This is a genomic window from candidate division WOR-3 bacterium, from assembly GCA_016867815.1.
Classification (GTDB): domain Bacteria; phylum Hydrothermota; class Tepidihabitantia; order Tepidihabitantales; family Tepidihabitantaceae; genus UBA2258.
Genome location: VGIR01000119.1, coordinates 1 through 7,260, shown reverse-complemented (window position 1 = coordinate 7,260; position 7,260 = coordinate 1). Strand labels below are relative to the sequence as shown.

At 61.8% G+C, this 7,260-nt stretch carries 11 protein-coding genes; 1 reads left to right on the top strand and 10 read right to left on the bottom strand.

What is annotated here, in order from left to right; all coding sequences use genetic code 11:
- Positions 1-25: 25 nt before the first annotated feature.
- From FJY68_12785 to rplM, 10 genes are all read right to left on the bottom strand, one after another.
- The gene (locus FJY68_12785) at positions 26-895 is read right to left on the bottom strand and encodes a hypothetical protein (GenBank protein ID MBM3332700.1); all 870 of its coding nucleotides are present in this window, start codon (positions 893-895) and stop codon (positions 26-28) included.
- Complete coding sequence (locus tag FJY68_12780) at positions 883-1,893, bottom strand: hypothetical protein (protein ID MBM3332699.1); 1,011 nt, start codon at positions 1,891-1,893, stop codon at positions 883-885. The genes FJY68_12785 and FJY68_12780 overlap by 13 nt, the downstream gene beginning before the upstream one ends.
- Before the next feature lie 83 nt (positions 1,894-1,976).
- On the bottom strand, positions 1,977-2,810 hold the full coding sequence (locus tag FJY68_12775; GenBank protein ID MBM3332698.1) for a hypothetical protein: 834 nt from the start codon (positions 2,808-2,810) through the stop codon (positions 1,977-1,979).
- Positions 2,767-3,468, bottom strand: coding sequence for a di-trans,poly-cis-decaprenylcistransferase (gene uppS / locus FJY68_12770; protein ID MBM3332697.1), 702 nt, complete (start codon positions 3,466-3,468; stop codon positions 2,767-2,769). The genes FJY68_12775 and uppS overlap by 44 nt, the downstream gene beginning before the upstream one ends.
- 76 nt (positions 3,469-3,544) lie before the next feature.
- Positions 3,545-4,102 (bottom strand): ribosome recycling factor, encoded by a 558-nt coding sequence (locus tag FJY68_12765; protein MBM3332696.1) that lies wholly within the window; start codon positions 4,100-4,102, stop codon positions 3,545-3,547.
- On the bottom strand, positions 4,096-4,779 hold the full coding sequence (locus FJY68_12760) for a uridine monophosphate kinase (protein MBM3332695.1): 684 nt from the start codon (positions 4,777-4,779) through the stop codon (positions 4,096-4,098). Before FJY68_12760 ends, FJY68_12765 begins: the two co-directional genes overlap by 7 nt.
- A complete protein-coding gene (tsf, locus tag FJY68_12755; protein ID MBM3332694.1) occupies positions 4,772-5,365 on the bottom strand; it encodes a translation elongation factor Ts in 594 nt (197 codons plus the stop codon). The genes FJY68_12760 and tsf overlap by 8 nt, the downstream gene beginning before the upstream one ends.
- The gene (rpsB, locus tag FJY68_12750) at positions 5,362-6,069 is read right to left on the bottom strand and encodes a 30S ribosomal protein S2 (protein MBM3332693.1); all 708 of its coding nucleotides are present in this window, start codon (positions 6,067-6,069) and stop codon (positions 5,362-5,364) included. The genes tsf and rpsB overlap by 4 nt, the downstream gene beginning before the upstream one ends.
- Positions 6,054-6,440, bottom strand: a complete 387-nt coding sequence (gene rpsI / locus FJY68_12745; protein ID MBM3332692.1) for a 30S ribosomal protein S9 — start codon at positions 6,438-6,440, stop codon at positions 6,054-6,056. The genes rpsB and rpsI overlap by 16 nt, the downstream gene beginning before the upstream one ends.
- Before the next feature lies 1 nt (position 6,441).
- Positions 6,442-6,867, bottom strand: coding sequence for a 50S ribosomal protein L13 (rplM, locus tag FJY68_12740; protein ID MBM3332691.1), 426 nt, complete (start codon positions 6,865-6,867; stop codon positions 6,442-6,444).
- Between the two features lie 239 nt (positions 6,868-7,106).
- On the opposite strand from rplM, the gene FJY68_12735 reads away from it, so the two are divergent.
- A partial coding sequence (locus FJY68_12735) for a hypothetical protein (protein ID MBM3332690.1) occupies positions 7,107-7,260 on the top strand: 154 nt, incomplete at its 3' end.

The window sequence follows — 7,260 nt, the reverse complement described above, 5'->3', positions numbered from 1 at the left end:
CTGGCGAGACCGACAGAACTGGCGGTCAGGCGAAGCAGGACCGTCGGAAGATAACTCTACTGAAAGCGAGACAGCTAACGCACGGCTTGACTCCATACCGGTCATCCGTGATGTTGCTGGTGCCTTCGCTGACGCGGTCGAAGTCCTCGCGTTCGTTGGACACGAGGCAATTGGTGATCTTGATGCCGCCCTCGTCCTCGTCGGTGACGATGCCGCGGCCGTTGAACGCGACGATGCAGTTGCTGATGGTGGTTCCCGCGTCGTCCTTGACGGAGTAGATGCCTGAGACTTCGTTGTCAGCGATAGTGCAGTGGTCTATCCGAGCGCGACCCCGGCCCGACAACGTGCTCAGGTAGATGCCGCGGTCGTCGTTGTCGACGATAAGGCAGTAGTCGACCTGGTGCTTGCCGTCAGGCACGTAGAGGCCGTGCGACTCGGCACCGCGCAGCGTGAAGCCGGACAGGCGGTGGCCACTGCCCCGCAGTGTCACCGCGGAGTACTCGCCATCCGCGTCGATGATGGTCTTGTCCGGGCCCGAGCCCAGCAGGGTGATATTCTTCTGGTCATCCTGGAACTCGACTTCCTCTTCATAGGTCCCGGGTTTGACCAGGATGACGCTGCCGTCCTCGGCGTCGTCGAGCGCGTCGCCGATGGTCTCGTAGTCGGCGGAGCCGTCCCGCGCCACGACGAAGTCGGGTTCGGGTAGCGTGGGCTGGCCCGAGACGGTGGCCTTTGACGGGCAGCGCAGCGATGCCACCGCGAGCAGCAGCATGAGGGCCAGCAGCAGTCGGTCTTGGGTTCTGTTCATCGTTTCAACCTTTCCGTTTGTTCCTAGAGGACTGTGCGTACAGGCCTGTGTAGTGGCCATTCGAGTTCTGAGTCTCACGCGACCCATCGGTCGAACTGCGCCGACCAATCCTTGTCGAGCTTGCCTTCGGCGGCCGCCCGGTCGAGCACCGCACGGGCGTCGCCGGCTTCGAGCGGGAACCACTTGTGCCAGCGGGTCGGCCCGTAGTTCTGGTAGCCATCGAGCACCGCGCTGGTCTTGCCCATCACCTCAGCCGCGGTGCCGAACTGCTTGCTAAGCTGCTTCGCCTTGTCGTAGACGAGCTTGAAGAAGGCCGGGTAGCGGTAGTCGCGGGCCATATGGTGGTCGAGGACAACCGTCTTCACGGTGGGCGCGGCCAGGATGCGGCAGACGTTCACGATGCTGCGAACCAGATCGTGGTCGGTAGCGAATTGGCCGAGCATGTAGGTCGGGTACCCGTCGACGACCACGGTCCGGGCCTTGGCGTCAACGATCAGGTCCGTCGTCGCCGTATCCAGTGGTCCGCCGACGTCAGAAGTGACGAGCAGCTTCTCTTTGCCCCAACTGACCTCGGTCATGATGACTCTCCCGGGCTCAGCGTTTTCGGCGCCGTGCCAGACGGGAGGGGAGAAGCTGATTTGCGTCTTCTTGAACCTGAACTTGCGGCCGTCCGCGACAATCGTCTCCTTGGGCAGACCATCGATGACCCTATGGAATGCCTTGGCGGTTTCGAACTGCTTGGCCGGCAGGCCTTCCGGGTTCTTGACGAACAAGGTCTTGCCGCCATAGCGCTCCACGTCACGTCCCTCGGAGAAGTGGTCGAGATGGTAGTGGCTGATGACTACAAGCTGGGAACGTGAGCAGGCCGAGCGAATCGCGGCATCGTGATCGTCGACCATGGCACGGCGGCGCTCGACTGGCATCGGGAAGTGGGCGGGCTCGAGTGACGCGCCCGGGTCAACCGTCACCACAACGTCAGGAGTATGGATGCAGACGCACATGCCTCTGGTTCCGAGCGAGTCACAGGCTACGTAGTCGATCTTGAGCTGCGGGCCTTCGCGGATGACCGGGTCGGTGAGACGCATCGCGTCAAGTCCGAAGTGCGAAGTCCGAATGTCGAATGAAGAACACGGGTTCTACCTTTCCAGACTCGCCATTCTCGATTGCCTCAGAGGTAGAGGACGAGGTAGTAGAAGGCGGGGATGGTGAAGAGGAGGCTGTCGACCCGATCGAGGAAGCCTCCGTGGGCGGCGAGAGCGGACGAGGTGTCCTTCACGCCGACCGCCCGCTTGAACATGGACTCGAAGAGGTCCCCCGCCTGAGCCATCGTGCCGAGCCCGATCCCCACTACCGCCAGCCACCAGATCGGGCGGCTCGCGAAGGGCTCAAGGAAGTGGAGATACACTGCTGACAGAAGTGCCGAGAAGAGAAGACCGGCGACATAGCCCTCGATGGTCTTGTTGGGACTCAGCGTTGGTGCAAGCTTGTGCTTGCCGAGGCGCCTGCCGAACACCAGTCCGGCGGTGTCGTTGAGCCAGGTCAGGGCGAGAGGGAAGAATACGAGCCACGGCGACCAGTCGCGGTTTGCGGAGAGATTCTTGAGCAGTACCAGGTGGGCTGGGAAGAATCCCAGGTAGATGAGGGAGAACAGGCCATAGACCGGCACGCGCGGCCTCGTCTCCTGGGTGGCGACGGCCGCGAGGAGGACTGCCGCAATCGGGGCGAGGAGAAAACCGGGCAGGAGGCCGAAGTAGGCGGCGGCGACGATGAGGACGCTGAGTGGAGGGAGCAGCCAGCGATTCAGCTTGATATCTGCTTTGTCAAGGAGTTGTATGAACTCCAGCGTGGCGAGTGCAACCCAGGCCGCAGCGATGACCGCGATGATTGCCGTATGGCCAAACAAGGCCGCGAATGTCGCGCCTCCGAGCCCGGCCCCGATCAGAATTCGGCTGAGCCAGTTACTCTTCGTCAATGCGGCCGAAGCGGCGCTGCCGCTGGGCATAGTCTTCTATCGCGGCGAGTAGCTGGGCCTTGCGGAAGTCAGGCCAGAGTGCTTCGGTGAAGTATAACTCCGTGTAGGCCGACTGCCAAAGCAGGTAGTTGGAGATCCTCTGGTCACCGCCGGTGCGGATGAGAAGGTCCGGGTCGGGCAGCGACGGGTCGTAGAGCAGCGCGCCGAACTCGGCTTCGGTCTGGGGCGCCTTGCCGGTCTCTGCCGCGCGACGGCAGGCGTCGAGAATCTCGGTTCGACCGCCGTAGCTGAGGGCGAGACAGAGCGTGAGCCCGGTATTCCTCGCCGTGTCGGCGATGAGGCGGGACAGGGTGTCCTGCAGGCTCTGGGGAAGGTCGGAGATGCGACCGATGGCGCGGACGCGGATGTTGTTCTTGATGAGGCCGGGCCGCTCGTCGTCCATTGTCTTACCCATGAGCTTCATCAGCAGTTCGACTTCGTGCTTTGGCCGGTACCAGTTTTCGGTGGAGAAGGTGTACGCCGTGAGATACTTCACCCCGACGTCGTCGAGGGTCTCGACCGCCTCGTGGAGCGACTTCACCCCCTCCTGGTGGCCAATGGCGCGGGGCAGGCCCTTTTGCTTTGCCCAGCGACCGTTGCCGTCCATGATGACGGCAATGTGGCGGGGGACTTTGTGGAATTCAGGCATCTGCGTCGCTAGAGTGAGATCCTCCGACTGCCTTCGATCGCTCGGGCTGATCTGCTGGCCGTGGGCCGGCTGCAGATCACTTCTCTATGACTTCGGCTTCCTTGTGCTTCAGGAGTTCGTCAAGTTTCTTGATGAACTCGTCGGTCATTTCCTGAATCTTCTTGGTGCATGTCTTGGAGTCGTCTTCGGTGATCTTCTTTTCTTTTTCGAGCTTCTTTGCCGCGTCGTTCGCCTCGCGCCGCAGATTGCGGACCGCAACGCGGGAATCTTCAGTCAGCTTGGCGCAGAGCTTCACGAGTTCGCGACGACGTTCCTCGGTCAGGGCCGGAATCGGCAGGCGGATGAGGTTGGCCTCGACTTTGGGGGTGAGGCCGAGTTCGGCCTTCTGCAGCGCTTTCTCGATCTCGACCATGGCCGAGCGGTCCCACGGCTGCACCACGATCTGGCGTGGCTCGGGTACCGAGATGCTCGCCACCTGCTTCAGGGGAGTTGGTTGACCGTAGTAGTCGACCTTGACGCCATCAAGGATGGCCGGGTTGGCACGAGCAGTCCGGATGCGGGCGAACTCGCTCTCCAGCACCTCGATTGTCTTGGTCATTTTCTGCCGGTATTCGGAATAGACTTTGTCTAGCATACAAGACTCCCGATTCGTTTTCCCTTCATGATGTCAAGGATAGCCCGCGGCCGCGTGATGTCAAACACCACTATCGGTATCTTCCGCTCCATGCAGAGGGCGAAGGCCGTGAGATCCATCACCGCGAGTCGTTCTTCGAGCGCCTGCTGGTAGGTAAGTGTCGGGTAGAACTCCGCCTTGGGGTTCTTCTCCGGGTCGGAAGAGAAGACTCCGGCCACACGCGTACCTTTCAGCAGCGTGTCCATGCCCAGTTCCGCGGCCCGGAGCGCCGCGGCCGAGTCGGTCGAAAAGAAAGGGTTGCCGGTGCCGCCGGAGAGAACAAGGATCCTTCCCTCCTTCAGCGCTTCGCGGGCCTGCCAGATGTCGTAGCCCGCCGCGGTCCCGGGCACGGCGATGGCCGAAAAGTGCCTTGCAGGGGCATGGGAGCCGAGCAGTTCGGTCAGCTTGATGCCGTTGATGACCGTGGCGAGCATTCCGGCTTTGTCAGCTGCGGCTTGGTCCATGTCTCGGGTATCGCGGCCGCGCAGGATGTTCCCACCGCCCATGACGACGGCGAGGTTGGCGCCAGCGTGCTGGGCCGAGACCAGCTGGTCGGCGACGCGCTTCAGCGACTTTGAGTCGCTGAAGCAGTCACCGGATATCTTGAGCAGGAGTCGATTGTAGCGCCGGTTACTCACCGAGCTTGAATCGAGCGAAACGCCGGATTACGGTGTTCTCGCCGAACTTGGCGATGGTTTCCTTCAGGTAGTCGCCCACGGTCTTCTCGGGAGCCTTCACGAAAGGCTGCTCCAGCAGGCACACGTCGGCGTAGAACTTCTCGAGTTTGCCCTGGACGATTTTCTCGACGATGTTGGCCGGCTTTCCGGATTGGGTCACCTGTTCCTCGTAGATACGCTTCTCGCGTTCGATGACTTCAGGGGCCACACCGGTCCGGTCAATCGCCGCCGGGTCGGCCGCGGCGATGTGCATCGCGAGGTCGCGCACGAACCGACGGAATTCCTGGTTGCGGGCGACGAAGTCGGTCTCGACGTCCACCTCGATGAGCACGCCGAGTCGTTCCCCGGGGTGGATGTAGGACTCAATCACGCCGGCAGCGGTCGGCCGCTCGGCCTTCTTCGCCGCTTTGGCGATGCCCTTGGTGCGGAGGATCTCGATTGCCTTTTCGATGTCACCGGTCGCCTCTTCGATCGCGGCCTTGCAGTCCATCATGCCTGCTCCGGTGCGGCGGCGGAGGTCGACGACTTTCTCGGTTGGCTGACTCACTGGACCTCCTCGGTGTCGAACTGCTTCCGGCCCTCCATCACCGCGTTGGCTATCATGCCGGCCACGAGCCGAATGGAACGCAGAGCGTCATCATTGCCCGGGATCGGGTAGTCGATGCCATCAGGGTTGCCGTTGGTGTCGATGAGGGCGATGACCGGAATCCTGACTCGCTGGGCCTCGGCGACGGCGGTTGCCTCGCGCACGGGGTCAATCACGAACACTGCGCCGGGCAGGCGGTCGAGCGCCTTCAGGCCGGCGAACACCCGGAGGAGCTTCTTGTGCTCGCGCTGCAGAAGGAGGGCTTCCTTCTTGGTCGTCCTGCCGTACTGTCCCTCGTTGATCATCCTTTCCAGATCGGAAAGCCGCGTGATGCGGGTCGATAGAATCTCGAAGTTCGTGAGCAGGCCTCCCAGCCAGCGCTCAGTTACGTAGCAGGAGCCACAGCGAGTAGCCTCCTCCTCGATGATCGGCCGTGCCTGCTGCTTGGTGCCGACGAAGAGTACGTCACGGCCGGCTTCGGTGATGTTACGCACCGCCTCGTAGGCAAGGCGCATGCGTTCCAGGCTCTTCTCCAGGTCGATGATGAAGATTCCGTGCTTCTTGCCGAAGATGAACGGTTTCATCTTGGGGTTCCAGCGACGGGAATGGTGCCCGAAGTGGACACCAGCCTCGAGCAATTGCTTGATGGTTAACGTTTGGTCCACTGGAAGCGCTTCCTCCTCTTGGCCAGTCCGTACTTCATCCGTTCCTTCTCACGCGGGTCGCGCTTCAGTAGCTCGGCACCGCGCAGGGCCTTGCGCAGGTCGGGGTTGTAGGCGACGAGAGCCCGGGCGGCACCCAAAGCTACGGCTGCAGCCTGAGCGGAGAGGCCGCCGCCCGAACACTGGCACTTCAGCCCGAAGCCGGAAGTGCCGGTGGTCTTCAGCGGCGACATCGCCGCGCTAACGAGGTCGGCCCGGCCGAAGTACTCCTCGAAGGGCTGACCGTTGACAATCGTCTCGGAGCCGCCGGCGACCAGCCAGACTTTGGCCGTGGCTGACTTGCGGCTGCCGGTGGCAAAGTAGTTCTTTTCCATGTTATTTGACCGGTGTGAGTTTCTGGGCCTGGTGACTGTGTTCGGCTCCTGTGTAGACGTGGAGCCGAGCCATCCTCTTTGCCTGCAGTCTGTTCTTGGGCAGCATCCGTTTCACCGCCAGTTCCAGCGGCCGGGTCGGGAACCGCTCCACGACCTGGGCGTAGGTGAATGTCTTCAGGCCGCCCGGGTACATGGAGTGGCGGTGGTAGAGCTTCTCGTCGTACTTCTTGCCCGTCAGCTTGATGCCCGCGGCGTTAACCACGACCACGTGGTCGCCCGAGTCGATGTGGGGGGTGTAGATTGGCCTGTGCTTGCCCATCAAACGAACAGCTATCTGTGTGGCGAGGCGGCCCAAGGTCTGACCGCCGGCGTCAAACAGATACCACTCGCTCTTTATGTCGTCTTTCCTGGCGACGTAAGTCTTCATCTTAGCTATCCTTATACCAATTTCGCTACTACTGTCAATGCTAGACGGGCTCTTTAGAAAGACCGTTGGTCGCTGCACAAACCTGAGCCACCGTGCCGCAAACAGGCTCAAGGGTCCGGCAGAGAATGGCTATGATACTGATTTCCCGAGACAAATCAATAGCTGAGTTGGGCCGCACCGGCGTTGCGTCCCGTCGCATTTGCTTGACTTAGCCGGACGCGCCACTATCTTGACTGTTCATGATTGTCGGAGCCAAGAAGATCCGGCGCGGGGTTGACGGGAAGAGCGTGTTCGCTTCGATAGATGAGGCGTTAGGCGACTTGAGGGCAGGGCGCTTCATCATTGTGGTTGACGACGAGGGCCGCGAAAACGAGGGCGACTTCGTCTGCGCGG